This is a genomic window from Nonomuraea polychroma, assembly GCF_004011505.1.
GTDB lineage: Bacteria > Actinomycetota > Actinomycetes > Streptosporangiales > Streptosporangiaceae > Nonomuraea > Nonomuraea polychroma.
Window position 1 is genome coordinate 4,590,547 of record NZ_SAUN01000001.1, and the last position, 15,697, is coordinate 4,606,243.

Sequence of the window (15,697 nt, forward strand, 5' to 3'; positions counted from 1 at the left end):
ACACAGCTGATCCATCGCTCATGCGACCGGCGAAGGAGGGCGCATGAGTGATACGCGTGTGGCGGTGATCGGCGGCGGCGTGATCGGGCTGTCGATCGCCTACCACCTGGCGGAGGCCGGGGTCGAGACCATGCTGCTGGAACGCGGAGCGCTCGGCTCCGGCGCCTCGCGCGCCACCGCCGACGTGGTCCGCTCCTACTTCGCCGGCAACGCCCTCAGCTCGGCGCTGGCCGTGCGCAGCCTCGAGGCCTACCGCGCCTTCCCGGCCAGGCCGGGGGCCGACCTGCCGCTGCGGCAGGTCGGCTACCTGGTGTTGTTCAGCGAGCCCGAGCAGGTGACCGCCTTCGAGGCCGACCTGCCCGCGCAGCTGGACGCCGGGGTGGACGTGGGCCTGATCAGCGTGGAGGAGGCCAAGGAGCGCAATCCGCTCATCGGCGACCTGCCGCTGCTGGCCGCCGCCTACTCGCCGCAGGCCTACGTCTCCGACACCGCCGCCATCGTCAACGCCTACGCCGCCGCGGCCGAGCGGGCGGGCGCCACGTTGTGCACCCGCTGCCCGGTCACCGGCCTCGACACGCAGGCGGGCCGCGTCTTCACGGCCGACGGCGAGATCACCGCCGACGCGATCGTGTGCGCCGCCGGCGCGTGGTCGGCCTCGCTCCTGCGCTGCGCGGGCGTGGACCTGCCGCTGATGGAGCCGACCGAGCAGGAGCTGCTGGTCACCGACCCGCTGCCGCCCGGCACGCCGGACCTCCCGGTCACCCTGCACGCCGCCAGCGGCCTGCTGATACGGGTGCGCGGCGACCGGCTGCTCATCGGCATGGGCTACCCGGGCCCCGACAGGGAGGCCTGGCGGCGCGGCGTGGCCGCCCAGCTCGCGGTGACGTACCCGAGCCTGGCCGGCCTGGCCCTGCACACGGCCGTCACCGGCCTGCGGGACGCCAGCCCCGACAAGACGGCCTTCATCGGACACCAGCCGGGACCCCCGGCGTTCCTGTACGCCACCGGGTTCTCCGGCCACGGCCTGTGCAACGCGCCGGCCGCCGGCGAGCTGGTCCGCGACCTCTACCTCGACCAGGACCCCGGTATCGACGTGGCCAAGCTGGCGGTCGGCCGGCAACGGACGGGATGACCCATGACCGAGCTGATCCGCTTCATCATCGACCCGGCGACCCGGGACCTGCACGCCGACAACGAGCGGCTGCGCCAGGCGGGGCCGCTCGTGCCCGTGACGGCGGAAGGCGTGGACGCCTGGGCCGCCACCCGGTACGCGACCCTGCTGACCGTGCTGACCCATCCGGACATGACCAGGGACATCCGCTATTGGGACCCGGCGGAACGCGACAGCGCCCCGCCCGGGACCGCGATCGCCCGCATCGTCACGGACATCTCCATGCTGAACGCCGACGGCGAGGACCACCGGCGGCTCCGCGGCCCGCTGGCCGCCGGGTTCAGCCCGCGCCGCATCGCGCAACTGCGACCCAAGATCGCCGCGATCACCGCCGAGCTGATCGACCGGCTCGCGGAGCTGCCCCCGGACGAGCCGGTGGACCTGCGGCGGCACTTCGCCTACCCGCTGCCGCGCGAGGTGATCTCCGAGATGATCGGCATCCCGCGCGCGCACCAGGACAGGCTGCACGAGCTCACCGACGCGGTCGCGCAGGTCAGCAGCGACCTCGAGGACAGCCCGCAGGTCCGCGGGGACCTGCACGGGCTGCTCCATCAGATCATCGAGGAGCGCCGCCGCACGCCCGGCGAGGACCTGATCAGCGACTTGATCGCGCTGCGGGAGGAGGACGGCGGCCGGCTGTCGGAGTCGGAGTTGTTCGCCACCATCGACCTGCTGTTCATCGCCGGGCACGTCACCACCGTCAACCTCATCACCAACGCCATCGGCGCCCTGCTCAACGAGCCGGGGCAGCTCGATCTGCTGCGCTCGGGCCGATGTCCGTTCAGCGCGGCCGTGGAGGAGACGCTGCGCTGGGACTCGCCGATCGCCTATTTCCCGTTCCGGTACGCCACGCGCGACGTCGAGATCGACGGCGTGCACCTGCGGGCCGGGGAGGCGGTGCTGGCCTGCTTCGCCTCGGCCGGGCGCGACCCGGACCAGTACGGTCCGGACGCCGGCCGATTCGACATCGCCCGGCCACCGGCCGCCCACCTGGCGTTCGGTCACGGGCCGCACTTCTGCCTCGGCGCGCCTCTGGCCAGGGCCGAGGCGGAGGTGGCGCTGCAGGCGCTGTTCGCGGCGTTCCCCGACATCAGGGCGGCGGCGCGGCCCGAGGAGTTGTGCCCGCTGGACACGCTGCTGGGCAACAGCACCCGCAGCATGCCCGTCATTCTGGGCCCGCGCGCCCGCTAGCTCACGCGCTCGGTCGTGGCACCGGTCCGAAGGGGTGGCGTACCGGGCCGGGCGACAGCGTAGGCCTGCGATAGCCTTACGCCCGTGCACGCCCCAATGCGCCTGGCCACCACCATCCGCCCCTACGACTGGGGCTCGGTGACCGCCCTGCCGGAACTGTTCGGAACCGAGCCCACCGGGGAGCCGCAGGCCGAGCTCTGGATGGGCGCCCACCCGGGCGCCCCCTCCACCGTCGGCGGCGTCCCGCTCGGGGAGCTCATCGCGGCCGACCCCGCGGGCACGCTCGGCGAGCCGGCCGCCTCCCGCTTCGGCCCCGTCCTGCCTTACCTGCTCAAGGTCCTGGCTGTTGCGCGGCCGCTGTCGCTGCAGGTCCACCCGACCACCGAGCAGGCGCGGGCCGGGTTCGCCGACGAGACGGCGCGGGGCGTCCCGCTCGACGACTTCGCCCGCACGTACAAGGACGCCTCGCACAAACCCGAGATGGTCTGCGCGGTCACCCCGTTCCACGGGTTGTGCGGCTTCCGCTCACCCGCGGCCACCGCCGATCTCCTCGACCGGCTCTGCCTGCCGGGGCTGCGGCCCTGGATCGACACGCTCAGGACGGCACCGTCGGAGGACGCGCTGCGCGGAGTGTTCGCCGAGATGCTCGACGACGCCTCCCGGCCGCTGCGCGCGGAGGTCGAGGCGGCCCTGCTCGACGCGGACGACGCCGAGCTCGCGGTCTACGCCGGCATCGCCCGCGCCTGCCCCGGCGACCGGGGCGTGGTCGCGGCGCTGCTGCTCCATCACGTGAGCCTGCGCCCCGGCGAGGCCCTCTACCTCGGCGCGGGGGTGCCGCACGCCTATCTCGGCGGCGTCGGCGTGGAGATCATGGCCAACTCCGACAACGTGCTGCGCTGCGGGCTCACCACCAAGCACGTGGACGTGCCCGAGCTGATGCGCGTCGTGGACTTCACGCCGGGCGAGCCGTTCCTGGTCCGGCCGGAGCCCGGGGAGCGCGGGGCACACCACTATCGGCCGCCCGCGCCCGAGTTCGCCCTCAGCCGCCACGACCTGGACGGGGAGAGCACGCACGAACTGCCGGGCGGCCTGCCGCAGATCGTCCTGTGCATCGAGGGCGAGGCGCTGCTCGGCGACGCCTTGACGCTGCGGCCGGGACAGTCCGCCTTCGTCCCGGCGGGTGCGCCGCCGACGCGGCTCGGCGGCAAGGGCACCGCCTACCGCGCACTCCCGGGAGCCTCCGCATAAGGCGGGTGTCCCCAGGACCCGGGGACACCCGCGCTGATCGGTGGGCCGCTCAGACGAGCCTGCGGAGCTTGAGCACGTTGTCCTTCCGGGCGCCCGGCTCGCCGTCGGGGGTGTTCTGAGTGCGCTCGAACTCCTCGCTCCGGAGCACCTCCCACTCCCCCGCCGCCGGCTCCAGCGAGTCGAGGACCTCCTGCGGAGACGGGAAGTGCACGCCCTCGGGAGGGTTGTGCTCCCAGGACGGCCAGCCGGCGTGACCCACGACGAGCAGCACCCCGCCGGGCGCGACGGCCGCGGCCGCCGCGCGCAGGATCTTCTCGCGCGGCAGGTCCGTAGGAGCGTGCAGGTAGCAGGCGGAGACGAGGTCGTAGGAGCCCTCCGGGAAGGACGCGTCCAGGTCATGGCGCTGCCAGTCGATGCGGTCGGCGACCTCCGCGGCCCTGGCGTGCTCGGCGGCGCGATCCAGCGCCACGCGGGAGATGTCCGCGGCGGTGACCTGCCAGCCACGGCGGGCGAGCCAGATCGCGTCGGCGCCCTCGCCGCAGCCCAGGTCGAGCGCCCGCCCGGGGGCGAGGTCGGCGGCCTCGCGGACGAGGGCGACGTTGGGGTTGCCGCTCCAGACCTGTGACTTCTCGCCATAGAAGGCGTCCCAGAACTCCTCAGGAGGGAGGGAGACCTCGTGCCATCCCGTCCCGCCGTGCGACTCCGCCTGCCGGTGCGGACCGCCGGCGTGCCCAGTGCTGGTGCGGCGGGCGGTGACGGCGCGGCGGGTCTCCTCCATGATCAGATCCATGTTGATGGCCGCCGCCACCCGCACGGCGCTCGCGGCCGCGACGATGACCTGGTCGGTCACGTTGGCCGCGTTGCCCACCACCCACACTCCGGGCACGTTCGTGGCGCCCGTCGCGTCGGCCGGGATGCGGGTGCCGATCACGTGCCCGGCCATCTCCTGGTCCTCGGTCTTCAGCCCCAGCCCGGCGAGCAGGCCGGTGCGGGCGGTCAGGCGGGTGGCGACGGCGAGCGCCTGGCAGGCCACCACCGTGCCGTCGGCCAGCCGCACGCCGGCGAGCCGGTCCTCCCTCACCTCCAGCTCGGCCACCTGCCCCTCGACCACGGTGACGCCTCTGGCGGCCAGTTGCTCGCGCTGGTCCGCGTCGGGCTCGGGCCCGGTGTGCAGGAACAGGGTCACGTCGTCGCTCCACTGGCTCCACAGCAGCGCCTGGTGCATGGCCAGCGGCCCGGTGGCCAGCACGCCGATGGCCTGGTCGCGTACTTCCCAGCCGTGGCAGTACGGGCAGTGCAGCACGTCGCGCCCGAACCGCTCGGCCAGCCCCGGCACGTCGGGCAGCTCGTCGACCAGGCCGGTGGCCAGCAGCAGCCGGTCCGCCACGACCGCCGACCCGTCGTCCAGCACCACCCGGAAGCCGTCCTCGACGCGCTCCGCGGCGACGGCGGCGCCCGTCACGATCTCGCCGCCGTACCCGATGACCTCCTCGCGGCCGGCGGCCAGCAGCTCGCGCGGCGGCATGCCCTCGCGCGTCAGGTAGGTGTGCACGCCCGCCGCCGGGGCGTTGCGCGGCTCGCCCGCGTCTATCACCAGCACCTTGCGGCGCGCCCGGCCCAGCGTGAGCGCCCCGCTCAGCCCGGCGGCCCCGCCGCCCACGACCACCACGTCGTACTTCGCATTCACAGCGAGACTCCTCTCGATCCGTCCGATGCGCCACTGTCCGCCATCCCATGCACATTTGACAAATATCGTTGCCGTAATGGCAAAGTAGCCGCATGGACCTCGAGACGACGCTCCAATCGGTGGGGCCGCGGCTGCGGGCGCTGCGCCAGGAACGTGGGGCGACGCTCGCGCAGCTGTCCAAGAGCACCGGCATCTCCGTCAGCACGCTGTCGCGCCTGGAGGCCGGGCAGCGCAAGCCGACCCTGGAGCTGCTGCTCCTGCTGGCCCGCGCGCACCAGGTCCAGCTGGACGAGCTGATCGACGTGCCGGTGACCGGCGACCCGCGCGTGCACATGCGGCCGTTCAAGCGCCACGGCACGACGTTCATCCCGCTGAGCCGCCGGCCCGGCGGGGTGCAGGCGTACAAGCAGATCTATCCGCCGCACTGGCCCGGGTGCGATCTGGAGCAGAAGGTCCACGAGGGCTACGAGTGGCTGTACGTCCTGTCGGGGCGGCTGCGGCTGCTGCTCGGGACGCACGACGTGATCCTGACGCCTGGCGAGGCGGCGGAGTTCGACACGCGCGTCCCGCATGCCTTCGCCAACCCCGACGACGAGCCCGCCGAAGTCCTGGGGTTGTTCGGACCGCAGGGCGAGCGTATGCACGTCAGGGCCCGCCCGGCGGCCACCTGAGCTCCTGAGCTCCTGACCTGAAGATTTCCCTGGAGCCTGTCGATTGCGGCCGTCCCCGGTTGTCGATGGTGTAGAGAACACCAACACAGCGCGGCAGCGTAGGAGCTGGAGCCGGCTCCAGGTCAAGCTCTCATCGCCAGGCTCCGGCTCCGGCCGCATGCCCATCGTCCACCCGTGGGCGAGCGACTTCCGCGATGGTCCGCCTCCGGTCTCGGGTACGTCTTAATGTCAGCAGGACGCGATCCGCTACCCCCAGGAGGTCCGTATGAGACCACGCATGGAGCATGCGCTGCCGTTGCTGATCGCGTTCGGGCTGGCCCTCACGGGCTGCGGCGGTGAGTCACCACGCGAGACTCCTGCCGCGACGGCCTCCCCGCCGCCGACCGCCCCGCCGCCCACGCTGCCGGCCACCTCGCCGTCACCCGGCGCGACCAGGTCACCGGCTTCGCCGCCGACGCCTGGCGGCGAGGAGCGGCTGGTCGCCGGCTACTACCAGCCGTTGTGGCCGTTCGCCACACTGGCCGAGGCGCAGGAGTGGCAGCGTGCCCACCGCGCGGACGGCCGCGGCGCCTGGCATCTCGATCCGGCCCGTACCGCCATCGCGTTCAGCCGCGACCACCTCGGCTTCAAAGAGATCGACCGGGCCGTGAAGACCGTGACGGAGGGGCGGCACGCGCGCGTGCATGTCGGCTTCCGCGCCGAGGAGGGCCCGCGGCCGCTGGTCGCCGCGATCGTCCACCTGGTCAGGTACGGCTCCGGCCGGGACGCGCCGTGGGAGGTGGTCGGCACCGACGACACCTCGCTCACGCTGACCACGCCCAAGTACGGCGCCGCTGTCGGCTCGCCGCTGACCGTGGGGGGCCGCATCACGGGCGTGGACGAGAGCATCAGGATCCAGGTACGCGGGAAGTCCGTCGTGGGTGAGGAGTGCTGCCTGCCCGCGGGCGGCGAGAACACGCCCTGGTCCGCCAGGGTCTCCTTCACCCCGGCGCCGGGCCGGACGCTGACCATCGTGGCCTCCACCGGCGGACACGTCGCCGACGTGGAACGTTTCGCGGTGACGGGCGTGACCATGGCGCAGTAGGCCGACACCGGACGGGCAACGGCGTGCTGATCCTGTGGGCGTTGACGGCGACGGCCCGCTCGCGACGGCGACGCGCGCGACGCGCTCGACGACACGTTGCGGCCGCACCTGGCGGCCTGAAGGCCTGGCGCGACCGCGAGGACCGTGTGCACGTCCACGACGCTCCCGCTGAAATCCGGACCGACACCAGGGGTGGCAGGGGATGATCGGACTGCTGACGACCCACCGAGCATCGAGGTGCCCATGAGCAGCCAACTGGAAAACACTTCACAGGACAGCGGGTCGCTGGCCGAGCTCGCCCAGAAGTACGGGCTGCGCCCCGCCATCGCGCGCCCGCGCTTCCCCGTCTACGTGCGCCAGCTGTGGGAACGGCGGCATTTCGTGCTGACGTACGCGACCTCGCGCAACGTCTCGAAATACTCCGGCTCGGCCCTGGGCCAGCTGTGGCAGGTCATCACCCCGCTGCTGAACGCGGCGATCTACTACGTGATGTTCGGCCTCATCCTGGGCGGCAGCAAGAACATCCCCAACTATCCCGCCTTCCTGCTGACGGGCATGTTCGTCTTCACGTACACGCAGCGGACGGTCACCGCGGGGGCCAAGTCGATCTCCGGCAACCTGTCGCTGATCCGTGCGCTGCACTTCCCGCGGGCCTCGCTGCCGCTGGCGTACACGATCCAGGAGCTGCAGCAGCTGGTCATCTCCATGGGCGTGCTGCTCGTCATCGTGGTGATCACCGGGGAGCTCCCCACCTGGTTGTGGCTCATGATCCCGGTGGTCCTGGTGCTGCAGACGATGTTCAACATCGGGGCGGGCCTCATCCTGGCCAGGCTGGGGGCGTCGATGCGCGACCTCAACCAGCTCCTGCCGTTCATCATGCGCACCTGGCTGTACGCGTCCGGCGTCTTCTTCGCCATCCACGACAAGGTCGTCAACAGCGCCGGGTTGCCCGAGTGGGTGGCCGCCGCCATGTACCTCAACCCGGCCGCCTCCTACATCGAGTGGATGCGCGACCTGCTCATCGGCAGCCACACGCCCCCGCCGATGGTGTGGGTGTCATGCCTGTGCTGGGCGGTGGTCACGCTCATCGCCGGCTTCTGGTACTTCTGGCGCGCCGAGGACCGGTACGGGCGGGGGTGACGGCGACCGGCCTGGACCGGCCGCCGTCCATGGCGAGCGTCAGGAGACGACGGTGGTGGCGGCTCTCACGAGCCGCCGCCCCCGCAACCGCCGCCCCCGCAGCCGCCACCACCTCCGCCGCCCCCGTCCCCGCCGCCCCCGAAGGTGCCGCCCCCGTAGCCCCCGCCCCCGAAGGTGCTGCCGCCGTAGCCGCTGGAGCCGCCGCCGAAGTCGAGGAGGCCGTCGAAGAACCCGCCCTCCGACCATCCGCCACCGCAGCCGCCTCCGTGCGAGCCGCCACTGCTGTGGACGACGTACGAGCTGCGGTACGACCCGCAGTGGCCGGGCGCGCAGCACGTGGCGGTCCGGCCGGTCCTGACCCGGGTGTCGCGCCGCAGCGTGTCGGCCAGCTGCCGGTCGGGCAGCTTGGTCAGCCCGTGCAGCGCCACCACCCGGACGTCGTCCGGGGGCGGCCACGACCCCTCCGCCAGATCAGGCGCCCCCGCCTGCTCCAGCGCGGCCTTGCCCGCCCTCGTCACCGGGTTCGCCATGGCGCGGCGCAGCCAGAAGCAGCAGGCCAAGCCCACGACCGCCGCAGCGGCAGCGGTCACGATCACGTCGGCCGGCGCCCGCAGGACCAGCCCTGCCACAGCCACCGCCGCGGCCAGCACGGCGAAGAGGAAGAGCCGGCTGGTCCGCCGCCGCGACCGCGACCGCTCGGCCGGCGACATCAGGAGCCCGTCCTGCCACAGCGGTGTGGTCAGCCGCCGCATCGCGTGGTCGTCGACCGTGCTGTGCCGGATCTGCGCCGTCGTACGCCCGCCCGGCGCCGACCTGACGAGCTTGAACACCGCCCGCTCGACCGGCTGCTGCTTGTCCGGGCGGAAGCCCTGCACCGGCGTGACGACGCCCTCGCTCGACACCCGCACCCCGCCCTGCGAGACGAGAGAGACCAGCGCCGTGTTGACGACCCGGCGCGGCCCGCCCGCCAGGTACGCCGCCTCGTAGACGTCGAGCCGATGGCTCGTGGCCGAAGCCGTGATGGAGCGGGCGCGCGACAGCGCCAGCAGGCCTTTGATCGCGGTGATCGCGACGAGCGCGAACAGAGCGATGGCGACCGCGAAGAAAACCACGTTCATGGGCGTCCCCCTGACAGGAAAATGCTGGAAAACCCCGTTTGGTGAAAATGACGTTTCCTGCCGGGCGCCGGTTCCCGGAGCGTTTTCAAAATGAGCAAAAGGTCCTCACGGGTGGGACAGGAATGAACGCGCCGGGCGACCGGGTTGATGCAAGGAAACAAAGGCCCTGAGTTAATGGAGGAGATTTCCCATGAGCACGCACGCCGAGCCCCAGAACGGCCCCCGCCCGGTCCGCCAGCTGCGCCTGGTGGTCGAGGCGGAGGACTACGAGGCCGCGCTGGCCTTCTACCGCGACGTGCTGGGGCTTCCTGAGCAGGCCGCGTTCTCGAGCGGGGACGGAGCCCGGGTGGCGATCCTGGACGCCGGGCGGGCCACGCTGGAGATCGCGAATCCGGCGCAGAAGAAGATGATCGACGAGGTTGAGGTGGGGCGGCAGGTGGCGCCGAAGATCCGGGTCGCGTTCGAGGTGGACGACGCCCGCGACACCACCGGGCGGCTGGTCTCGGCGGGCGCGACCGAGGTGGCGCCGCCCACGGTCACCCCGTGGGAGTCGCTCAACGCCCGCCTGGACGCCCCCGCCGGTCTGCACATCACCGTCTTCCAGGAGCTGCGCAGCCTGGAGGAACGGGAGACCTTGGAGGGTTTCGGCACGGACGACGGCCGCGACCCGGCCTCCTGACTTCCTCGGCGGTGCCGCGTTCCCGGGACTGACACACCGGTCCGGATGGGGTAGCCTCGCCCGGGCCACATGATCACTTCCCGAGCCGAAGGACCGCCGATGTTCCGTCTCCTGGCCATGCTGGCGGCCGTGACGCCGGCGCTCTTATCGGCGGTCATCCCCGGCGAAAGCTGCGGCTGGTTCGCCTACAAGGTGCCGGAGCCCAGCACCCTGGAGACGGTGGTCTGGCGGAGCGCCGGGTGGGCCATGGATCTCCTGCCCGTGGCGCTGGCGTTGCTCGCACTGTGGTGGCCACGCCGGTTCCCGGTGCTGGGGGCGGCGGCCGCGGCCACCGCGTTGCTGCTCTCCGCGTTGACCCTCGCCGTCCCCTACACGACCCCGTGCGGCCCGATGCGGGCCGAGTGGCTCTTCGCGCTCTGCCCGGCGGTCGTGCTGATCGCCTGCCTCCTGGCCCGCCGGGAGCAGCCGCACCGCCCGCCGCACCGTGTGACGGCGGCCGCCTGGACCGCCGTCCTGGTCATCACCTTCGTCCGCGGCATCCTCGCCACCCTGCCGGTGTCCTCCGGCGAGGACGTCGGGTGCATGGCCGAGTTGAAAGACACCTTGGCGCTCGCCCATCTCCATCTCTTCACCGCCGAAGCCGTCGGGGTCTGGGTCGCTGTGGCCGCGGCCGGGGCGGTGCTCACCGGCCGGCGGGCCGCGCCGGCCGCGGGCCTGCTCCTGCTCGTCCCGGCGCTGTTCGAACCGGTCGCCCAGCTCGCCTCGTCCGCGCCGCACACCTGCGCCGGCGCCGCCGAGCTGATCAGCCTGCCCTATCTGATCGCCGCGGTGCTCGCGGTGGCCGGCGAGCTCGTCCCCGCGCTCCTCGTCAGGCCCCGCTGAGCGAAGCCGCCGCCGTGAGCAGCAAAGGCTCGGCGGCGGTGCGGAGCTCGTCGCTGAACGGCGCCGGCCGGAACGTGGCGGGATCCAGGTTGACATTGACGCGGTAGCCCTCGGCATGCACCACAGCCTGATCCGCGGACACCACGCGGAAGCCGTACACCCCGCTGGTACGCCCCAGGCGCTCGATCCAGAAATGCACCAGCAGCTCGCCGGCCCCGGCAACAGGCACGTTGTAGGTGACCTTGAACTCCCGCACCGCCAGGAAGACGTCCTTGAACGCCGACCGCGCGGGATCGGCCGACCAGCCGAGCCGGTTCCAGTACGCGCCGATCGCCCGCTCGACGAGCAAGGCATAGCGCGAGTTGTGCAGCAGGCCCATCGCGTCGAGGTCGTCGAAATAGACCTGCACCGGCTCGAGAACGCCGCCGTCGACCATGTCAAACCTCCGGAAGTAGTGCTGGGTCTGGACAAAGGGCCCGCAGCCGCTGCAACACGGCACGCCGCGCCCGGACGAGGACGTCGGCCCCGTCGAGGAGCCGGGAATGGATGATGACCATCTCCCCCAGCGCGTCGATCTCGTAGGCGAGTTGCGCCGGGTCCACGTCCCCGGCCAGCTCTCCCATCGTCACGGCCTCCGCCACGAGCCGGCGGATGAGCTCGTGCCACTCGCGCATGGCCCGCGCGACCCGGTCCCGCACCGCTCCGGGCCGGTCGTCGAACTCGGCCTGCACGGCGAAGAAGAAGCATCCGCCGGGCAGCACCCGGTCGCCGTAGAACTTCAGCCGCGCCTCGTGCAGCGCGAACAGCCGCCGTACGCCCGCAGGGGCGCGCAGGGCGGGCTCGACCACCTGCTCGATCCACTGGCGGGTGGCCCATTCCACGGCGTCCAGCTGGAGTTGCTCCTTGTCGCGCCAGTGCGCGAAGAACCCGGACTTGCTGACCCCTGCGGCCGCCGCCAGCCGCCCCAGAGAGAGCCCGTCCAGCCCTTCGACGGACGCCAGCCCGACCGCCCGCTGGAGAATCGCCTCCCGGCTGCGCAGTCCACGCAGCCGCCGGCCGTCTTCTGTCATGCGCCAAGACTATATGAACGACCGATCGGTCGCATAGTCGGGGCAGACGGGTTCGGTGGCCAGGGCTGGGGGGCGTTTACGCGGGTAGCGTCCAGGCATGGCCACCTTTGACCTGAGCAGGCTCCGCGCGGTCGTCTTCGACACCGATGGCGTCGTCACCGACACGGCCCGGGTGCACGCGGCGGCGTGGAAGCACGTGTTCGACGGCTTCCTGCGGGGCCGCGGCGCGGCGCCGTTCGACGTGCGCGCCGACTACCTGGCGCACGTGGACGGGCGGCCACGGCTGGACGGGGTGCGGACGTTCCTGGCCTCCCGGGGCATCTCGCTGCCCGAAGGCGGACCGGGCGACGAGCCGGGTGCGGCGACCGTGCACGGGCTGGGGCGCGCCAAGGACGCGTTGTTCGTGAAGGCGATCGAGGAGCACGGCGTCGCGGCGTACCCGTCCACCGTGGCGTTGCTGCACGAGCTACGGCGGCGCGGCTGCCGCACGGCGGTGGTCTCGGCCAGCAGGCACTGCCGCGCGGTGGTGTCGTCGGCGGGTCTGCTGCACCTGTTCGACGTGCTGGTCGACGGCGCCGACGCCGCGGAGCTGAGCCTGCCGGGCAAGCCGGATCCGGCGCTGTTCCTGGAAGCGGCGCGCCGCCTGGAGTCGCCCCCGGCGGAGGTGGCGATCGTGGAGGACGCGCTGCCCGGCGTGGAGGCCGGCCGCCGGGGCGGCTTCGGGCTGATCGTCGCGGTGGACCGGAGCGGGTCACGGGCGGAGGCGATGCGGGCCGCCGGGGCGGACGCCGTCGTCGCCGACCTGGCCGACGCGGACGTGGCAGGGCGCGTGCCCGTGGGGCGACCATGAGCGCCTGGACGCTGGCCTACGAAGGCTTCGATCCCGCCGGCGAGGGGTTGCGCGAGGCTCTGTGCACGCTGGGCAACGGCAGGTTCGCCACACGCGGCGCCACGCCGGACGGCCAGACGCGCACGCCCGGCACGTACGTGGCCGGCTGTTACAACCGGCTCGACTCCGTCGTGGCCGACCGTACCGTGACGAACGAGGACATCGTCAATATGCCCGACTGGCTGCCGCTGACGTTCGCCACGCCGGGCACCGGCTGGTTCACGCCCGACCAGGCCGAGCTCCTGGCCTACCGCCACGAGCTGGACCTGCGACACGGAGTGCTGACGCGGGCACTGCGCTGGCGCGATCACGCGGGCAGGGACACGGCGGTACGCCAGCGACGGCTGGTGTCGATGGCCGACCCCTACCTGGCGGCGATGGAGACCACGTTCACGGCCGAGAACTGGTCGGGGCAGCTGCGCGTGCGGTCCCTGCTCGACGGGCGGGTGTCGAACGACGGCGTGGCGCGTTACCGGGCTCTGCGCGGCGACCACCTGACCTGCCAGGACTCCGGAACCCAGGACGACATCACCTGGCTGACCGCCGTCACCCGCTGCTCGCGCATCACCGTCGCCCTGGCCGGCCGGATCGACGCTCCCCAGAGGCTGGGCTCCGTCCAGCGGGAGGCCTGCCGCATCACCTCCGAGCACGTGCTCGAGCTCGCCCGCGGCCGACCGACCACGCTCACGAAGACCGTGGCGCTGACCACGTCACGCGACCACGCCAGCCACGACGCCCGCTCGGCGGCGTTGCGTCACGTACGCCGCGCACCGCCGTTCGACGAGCTGCTGGCCCGGCACGAGGCCGCCTGGGAGCGGCTGTGGCAGTGCGCCCGGCTCGACGTGGGCGATCCGGAGCTGGCGCCGATCATCCACCTGCAGGTCTTCCACCTGCTCCAGACGCTCTCCCCGCACACCGCGGACCTCGACGCCGGAGTGCCGGCCCGCGGCCTGCACGGCGAGGCGTACCGCGGCCACGTGTTCTGGGACGAGCTGTTCGTCCAGCCCTGGCTGAGCCTGCGCTTCCCGGAGATCTCGCTCGGCCTGCTGCGTTACCGGTGGCGGCGGCTGCCGGAAGCCAGGGACGCGGCCCGGGCGGCCGGGTACGACGGCGCGCTGTTCCCCTGGCAGAGCGGCAGCGACGGCCGCGAGGAGACCCAGGTCCTGCACCTCAACCCCCAATCGGGCCGCTGGCTGCCCGATCACTCCCACCTGCAGCGGCACGTCGGCCTGGCCATCGCCTACAACGTCTGGCACCACTACCTGGCCACCGGCTCCATGCCGCCGTGGTGCGCCGAGCTGCTGCTCGACATCGCCCGGTGCTTCGCCTCGATGGCGGTGCGGCACGGCGACCGGTACGAGATCCGCGGCGTCATGGGCCCCGACGAATACCACGACCGCTATCCGGGCGCCACCGTCCCCGGCGTGGACAACAACGCCTACACCAACGTCATGACGTCCTGGTTGCTGATGCGCGCCGGCGAGACCGCCCACCTGGCGCCCGACCTGGCGCCGGACCCGGCCGAGCGGGACCGCTGGGACGAGATCGGCCGCCGCCTGCGGGTCGACTTCCACGACGGCGTCATCAGCCAGTTCAGCGGGTACGCCGACCTGGAAGAGCTCGACTGGCACCGCTACCGCGGCGTGCGCCGCCTGGATCGTGCCCTGGAGGCCGACGGCGACGACGTCAACCGCTACAAGGCGTCCAAGCAGGCCGACACGCTCATGCTGTGCTACCTGCTGACCGGCGCGGAGCTGATCGGCATCCTGCAGCGGCTCGGCTACCCCGTCGAACCGGACCTGATCCCCCGCACGGTCTCGTACTACCTGGAGCGCACCAGCCACGGCTCGACGCTCAGCGCGGTCGTGCACGCCTGGGTGCTGGCCCGCGCCAACCGGGCGCAGTCCTGGCGGTTCTTCACCGAAGCGCTCCACAGCGACATCATGGACGTCCAGGGCGGCACCACCGCGGAAGGCATCCACCTGGGCGCCATGGGCGGCACGCTCGACCTCTTGCAGCGCTGCTATCTGGGCTTGGAGCTGCGGCGCGACGGGCTGCGGCTGGATCCGATGCTGCCCGGCGGGCTCGGCGTGCTGTCCATGCCGATCCGCTTCCGCGGCCGGCAGCTCTTCATCGACGCCGATCACCGGCAGGCACGCGTCAACGGGCTGCCCTGCCGGTTCTACACGGGAGGGGAAGCGATCATGACTGGGACGGGGGATCTCGGGCGTCGCATCATCCATCACCGCGCGCGGCTCGGCCTGACCCGCGAGGAGGTCGCCGAGCACGCCGACATGTCGGCGGGCTATCTGAAATACCTGGAGGAGAACCCCGACATGCCGGACACCGGCGCGCTCTACCGCCTGGCCGACGCCCTGCGGACGACCGTGGAGGAGCTGCTCGGCGGAGGCAAGGACCGGCCGCCTGGGCACGGTCCCGCCATGGCCAACCCGACACTGGAGGTCCTCGACGAGGAGGAGTGCCGGCGGCTGATCGCTCCGGGCGGGATCGGGCGCGTGGCGTTCAACGGCTCGCACGGGCCCACCGTGATGCCGGTCAACTACCGGATGTACGAGGGCTCCATCGTCTTCCGCACCGCCGTGGGCGGGGTCATGGACAGGGACCTGCGCACGGGGCTCGAAGGGGTCGACATCAAGATCGCGTTCGAGGTCGACCTGATCGACGAGATCAACCGGGAGGGGTGGAGCGTCGTGGTGCAGGGCCCGGCCCACCACGTGCCGCCGGAGGAGGTGGCGCAGGTGGCCGACGCGGGTGTCACGCCGTGGGCGGGCGGCGAGCGGCACCTGTACATCCGCATCGCCTGCCAGCAGATCACCGGCCGCCGCATCCACGGCCTCTAGCGCCGG

14 protein-coding genes are annotated in these 15,697 nt (G+C 72.5%); 10 read left to right on the plus strand and 4 right to left on the minus strand.

All coding sequences use genetic code 11. From position 1 onward, the window contains the following. Nucleotides 1-43 precede the first annotated feature (43 nt). The 3 genes from EDD27_RS20930 (at nucleotide 44) to manA (ending at nucleotide 3,610) form a co-directional block, all read left to right on the plus strand. Nucleotides 44-1,132, plus strand: a complete 1,089-nt coding sequence (locus EDD27_RS20930) for an NAD(P)/FAD-dependent oxidoreductase (RefSeq protein WP_127933913.1) — start codon at nucleotides 44-46, stop codon at nucleotides 1,130-1,132. Nucleotides 1,133-1,135: 3 nt separating this feature from the next. Continuing rightward, a complete protein-coding gene (locus EDD27_RS20935) occupies nucleotides 1,136-2,362 on the plus strand; it encodes a cytochrome P450 family protein (RefSeq protein ID WP_127933914.1) in 1,227 nt (408 codons plus the stop codon). 84 nt (nucleotides 2,363-2,446) lie between these two features. Further along, nucleotides 2,447-3,610 carry a mannose-6-phosphate isomerase, class I gene (gene manA, locus EDD27_RS20940; protein ID WP_338324653.1) on the plus strand — a complete coding sequence of 388 codons (1,164 nt, stop codon included), beginning with the start codon at nucleotides 2,447-2,449 and terminating at the stop codon, nucleotides 3,608-3,610. Nucleotides 3,611-3,659: 49 nt separating this feature from the next. On the opposite strand, the gene EDD27_RS20945 is transcribed toward manA, so the two are convergent. Beyond that, entirely contained in the window at nucleotides 3,660-5,297 is a 1,638-nt protein-coding gene (locus tag EDD27_RS20945) for an FAD-dependent oxidoreductase (RefSeq protein ID WP_127933915.1), read from the minus strand. A gap of 92 nt (nucleotides 5,298-5,389) precedes the next feature. On the opposite strand from EDD27_RS20945, the gene EDD27_RS20950 reads away from it, so the two are divergent. From EDD27_RS20950 to EDD27_RS20960, 3 genes are all read left to right on the plus strand, one after another. Continuing rightward, a complete protein-coding gene (locus EDD27_RS20950; protein WP_127933916.1) occupies nucleotides 5,390-5,968 on the plus strand; it encodes a helix-turn-helix domain-containing protein in 579 nt (192 codons plus the stop codon). Nucleotides 5,969-6,233: 265 nt separating this feature from the next. Further along, on the plus strand, nucleotides 6,234-7,052 hold the full coding sequence (locus EDD27_RS20955) for a hypothetical protein (protein ID WP_206641556.1): 819 nt from the start codon (nucleotides 6,234-6,236) through the stop codon (nucleotides 7,050-7,052). Between the two features lie 243 nt (nucleotides 7,053-7,295). After that, nucleotides 7,296-8,192 (plus strand): ABC transporter permease, encoded by an 897-nt coding sequence (locus EDD27_RS20960; RefSeq protein WP_127933917.1) that lies wholly within the window; start codon nucleotides 7,296-7,298, stop codon nucleotides 8,190-8,192. Between the two features lie 65 nt (nucleotides 8,193-8,257). On the opposite strand, the gene EDD27_RS57840 is transcribed toward EDD27_RS20960, so the two are convergent. Further along, nucleotides 8,258-9,310, minus strand: a complete 1,053-nt coding sequence (locus EDD27_RS57840; protein WP_127933918.1) for a TIGR04222 domain-containing membrane protein — start codon at nucleotides 9,308-9,310, stop codon at nucleotides 8,258-8,260. Between the two features lie 190 nt (nucleotides 9,311-9,500). On the opposite strand from EDD27_RS57840, the gene EDD27_RS20970 reads away from it, so the two are divergent. Both EDD27_RS20970 and EDD27_RS20975 read left to right on the plus strand, forming a co-directional pair. After that, the gene (locus EDD27_RS20970) at nucleotides 9,501-9,989 is read left to right on the plus strand and encodes a VOC family protein (protein ID WP_127933919.1); all 489 of its coding nucleotides are present in this window, start codon (nucleotides 9,501-9,503) and stop codon (nucleotides 9,987-9,989) included. 99 nt (nucleotides 9,990-10,088) lie between these two features. Then, the gene (locus EDD27_RS20975) at nucleotides 10,089-10,871 is read left to right on the plus strand and encodes a hypothetical protein (RefSeq protein WP_127933920.1); all 783 of its coding nucleotides are present in this window, start codon (nucleotides 10,089-10,091) and stop codon (nucleotides 10,869-10,871) included. On the opposite strand, the gene EDD27_RS20980 is transcribed toward EDD27_RS20975, so the two are convergent. Next, on the minus strand, nucleotides 10,858-11,307 hold the full coding sequence (locus tag EDD27_RS20980) for an acyl-CoA thioesterase (RefSeq protein ID WP_127933921.1): 450 nt from the start codon (nucleotides 11,305-11,307) through the stop codon (nucleotides 10,858-10,860). The genes EDD27_RS20975 and EDD27_RS20980 overlap by 14 nt on opposite strands. Nucleotide 11,308: 1 nt before the next feature. Continuing rightward, nucleotides 11,309-11,941 carry a TetR/AcrR family transcriptional regulator gene (locus EDD27_RS20985; RefSeq protein ID WP_127933922.1) on the minus strand — a complete coding sequence of 211 codons (633 nt, stop codon included), beginning with the start codon at nucleotides 11,939-11,941 and terminating at the stop codon, nucleotides 11,309-11,311. A gap of 97 nt (nucleotides 11,942-12,038) precedes the next feature. On the opposite strand from EDD27_RS20985, the gene EDD27_RS20990 reads away from it, so the two are divergent. Both EDD27_RS20990 and EDD27_RS20995 read left to right on the plus strand, forming a co-directional pair. Further along, nucleotides 12,039-12,791: an HAD family hydrolase gene (locus EDD27_RS20990; RefSeq protein ID WP_127933923.1), complete on the plus strand. Its 753-nt coding sequence runs from the start codon at nucleotides 12,039-12,041 to the stop codon at nucleotides 12,789-12,791. Further along, nucleotides 12,788-15,691 carry a pyridoxamine 5'-phosphate oxidase family protein gene (locus EDD27_RS20995; RefSeq protein WP_127933924.1) on the plus strand — a complete coding sequence of 968 codons (2,904 nt, stop codon included), beginning with the start codon at nucleotides 12,788-12,790 and terminating at the stop codon, nucleotides 15,689-15,691. The genes EDD27_RS20990 and EDD27_RS20995 overlap by 4 nt, the downstream gene beginning before the upstream one ends. The last annotated feature ends 6 nt before the right edge of the window (nucleotides 15,692-15,697 follow it).

Excerpts from the sequence above, each read along its gene's own strand:
- EDD27_RS20985 (WP_127933922.1), bottom strand. The coding sequence starts at position 11,941 with ATGACAGAAGACGGCCGGCGGCTGCGTGGACTGCGCAGCCGGGAGGCG.
- EDD27_RS20970 (WP_127933919.1), top strand. The coding sequence starts at position 9,501 with ATGAGCACGCACGCCGAGCCCCAGAACGGCCCCCGCCCGGTCCGCCAG.
- EDD27_RS57840 (WP_127933918.1), bottom strand. The coding sequence starts at position 9,310 with ATGAACGTGGTTTTCTTCGCGGTCGCCATCGCTCTGTTCGCGCTCGTC.
- EDD27_RS20960 (WP_127933917.1), top strand. The coding sequence starts at position 7,296 with ATGAGCAGCCAACTGGAAAACACTTCACAGGACAGCGGGTCGCTGGCC.
- EDD27_RS20950 (WP_127933916.1), top strand. The coding sequence starts at position 5,390 with ATGGACCTCGAGACGACGCTCCAATCGGTGGGGCCGCGGCTGCGGGCG.
- EDD27_RS20980 (WP_127933921.1), bottom strand. The coding sequence starts at position 11,307 with ATGGTCGACGGCGGCGTTCTCGAGCCGGTGCAGGTCTATTTCGACGAC.
- EDD27_RS20935 (WP_127933914.1), top strand. The coding sequence starts at position 1,136 with ATGACCGAGCTGATCCGCTTCATCATCGACCCGGCGACCCGGGACCTG.
- EDD27_RS20930 (WP_127933913.1), top strand. The coding sequence starts at position 44 with ATGAGTGATACGCGTGTGGCGGTGATCGGCGGCGGCGTGATCGGGCTG.
- EDD27_RS20975 (WP_127933920.1), top strand. The coding sequence starts at position 10,089 with ATGTTCCGTCTCCTGGCCATGCTGGCGGCCGTGACGCCGGCGCTCTTA.
- EDD27_RS20995 (WP_127933924.1), top strand. The coding sequence starts at position 12,788 with ATGAGCGCCTGGACGCTGGCCTACGAAGGCTTCGATCCCGCCGGCGAG.
- EDD27_RS20955 (WP_206641556.1), top strand. The coding sequence starts at position 6,234 with ATGAGACCACGCATGGAGCATGCGCTGCCGTTGCTGATCGCGTTCGGG.
- EDD27_RS20990 (WP_127933923.1), top strand. The coding sequence starts at position 12,039 with ATGGCCACCTTTGACCTGAGCAGGCTCCGCGCGGTCGTCTTCGACACC.